We start from the raw sequence: 2,349 nt of genomic DNA, 5'->3' as shown, positions 1-2,349 counted from the left end.
GTCCTCCGGAGGCGGCGGCCACTCCGGATCGTCGGCCGGGGGCACGTCGTCCGTCGCCGAAGGGTGGGCCTCCGCGTGGGAGCGGGTGGGCTCCGGCGCGGCCCCGCCGGTGAGGCGGTCCAGGTGGTCGAGGACGGTGCGCGCGGCGGCCCGGCGCCGGGCCAGCGCGGTGTCGTCCAGGGGCAGCGGCCAGGCGTGGTCGGCGGAGGCCTCGCGCAGGGCGGGATTCTCCTCGTCCTCGGCCGGTTCCTCCGCCCAGGCCTCGATCTCGCCGTGGCCCGCCGCGCAGTGTTCGTACAGCGCCCGGAGGAAGTCCGAGGGGCCGCGCGGCTTCTTCTGGGAGGGGCCCCACCAGTGCCCCGAACCCAGGAGCAGCGAGCGGGGGCGGGTGAACGTCACATAGCCGAGGCGCAGCTCCTCGGTGCGCTGATGGTCCTTCATCGCCTCGTGGAAGGCCTTCATGCCCTTGGCGTCCCAGGCCTCGACGTCGGGCAGCGTCGCCGTGTCGCCGCGCAGTCCGTGCGGGACGACCTTGGCCTGCGCGGTCCACTTCTCGCGGCCCTGTCCGCTCGGGAAGACGCCGCTGACCAGGCCGGGGACCGCGACGACGTCCCACTCCAGGCCCTTGGAGCGGTGGGCGGTGAGCACCTTGACGGTGTTCTCACCGCCGGGCAGTGCGTTGTCCAGGCCCTTTTCGTACTGCGCGGCGGTGCGTAGGAAGCCGAGGAAGGCGAGCAGGGTGGCGCCGTTGTCGTGGGCGGCGAAGGAGGCGGCGACGTCCAGGAAGTTGGAGAGCGTCTCGCGGCGGCGGGCGGCGAGGGCCCCCGGCGACGCGGAGAGCTCCACTTCGAGGCCGGTGACGGCGAGCACGCGGTGCAGCACGTCCATCAGCGGGTCCGCGAGCGACCGGCGCAGGTCGCGCAGCTCGGCGGCGAGCCGGGCGAAGCGCACCCGGGCGTCGGCCGAGAAGGGCAGTCCGTCGTCCGCTCCGGAGAGCCCGTCCGCCTCCAGGGGCGACTCCAGGAAGGTGTCGAGCGCATCCGCGAGCGATATCACCTCGGCCGGGTCGACCCCCTCGACGGCCTCCGCGAGGCGCCGGTCCGGGTCGTCGGGGGCGGTGTGCCCGGTCCGGACGAGCAGCCTGGCACGGCGGCCGAGCAGCGCCAGGTCGCGGGGACCGATGCGCCAGCGCGGGCCGGTGAGGAGCCGCACCAGGGAGGCATTGGCCCCCGGGTCCTGGAGGACCTCGCAGACGGCGACGAGGTCGGCCACCTCGGGGAGGTGGAGGAGCCCGGAGAGGCCGACGACCTCCACGGGGATGTCACGGGCGACGAGCGCGCCCTGGATCTCGGCGAAGTCCGTGGCGGTGCGGCACAGGACGGCGATCTCGCCCGGTGCCTTGCCGGTGCGCACGAGGTGGGCGATCGAGTCGCCGAGCCAGTCGATCTCCTCGGCGTGGGTGCGCAGCAGGGCGCAGCGCACCACGCCGTCGCGCTCGGCGCCCGGCGCGGGCCGCAGGGCCTCCACGCCCGCGTGCATCGCGCGCAGGGGCTCCGCGAGGCCGTTGGCGAGGTCGAGGAGGCGGCCGCCGCTGCGGCGGTTCTCGCTGAGCGCGTGGCGGGCGGCGGGACGTCCGTCGGCGTGTGAGAAGTGCTCGGGGAAGTCGTCGAGGTTGGCCACCGAGGCGCCGCGCCAGCCGTAGATCGCCTGGCAGGGGTCGCCGACTGCGGTCACCGGATGGCCGGTGCCGCCGCCGAAGAGGCCGGACAGGAGGATGCGCTGGGCGACCGACGTGTCCTGGTACTCATCGAGGAGGACGACGCGGAACTCGTCGCGCAGGATCTCGCCGACCTCGGCGCGGGTGCGGGCGAGGGTCGCGGAGAGGGCGATCTGGTCGCCGAAGTCGAGGAGGTCCCTGGAACGCTTGGCCGCGCGGTAGTGCCCGACGAGCTCGGCGAGCTCCAGGCGTGCGGCGGCGGTCTCGGGGACCTTGCGCAGGTCGGCGTTGGTGAGCTTGGCGCCCTCCAGGGCGTGCAGCAGCGCCGCGTCGTACGCCCGGAGGCGGTCGGGGGTCAGGAGGTGCTCGGACAGCTCGCTGTCGAGGGCGAGGAGGTCGCTGACCAGGTCGGGGAAGGAGCGGGTGAGCGCGGGATAGGGGCCGGGGGCCTCGCGCAGCACGCGCGCGGCGAGCTGGAAACGGGTGGCGTCGGCGAGCAACCGGGAGGTGGGCTCCAGGCCGATGCGCAGGCCGTGGTCGGTCAGAAGGCGGCCCGCGAAGGCGTGGTACGTGGAGATGACGGGCTCGCCCGGGGGGTGGTCGGGCTCGGCGCGCGGCGTCTGTGACGAGGG

The 2,349-nt window shown here is 74.9% G+C and carries 1 protein-coding gene; it reads right to left on the bottom strand.

What is annotated here, in order from left to right; all coding sequences use genetic code 11:
- The coding region (locus tag AB8Z36_RS36565; RefSeq protein ID WP_369217696.1) for an ATP-dependent helicase at positions 1 to 2,349 on the bottom strand (2,349 nt) is incomplete at both ends.

It is taken from the genome of Streptomyces flavofungini, from assembly GCF_041028215.1.
Classification (GTDB): domain Bacteria; phylum Actinomycetota; class Actinomycetes; order Streptomycetales; family Streptomycetaceae; genus Streptomyces; species Streptomyces flavofungini_B.
Note: the sequence above shows the minus strand (reverse complement) of the source record. Positions and strands in the feature narration are given on the sequence as shown.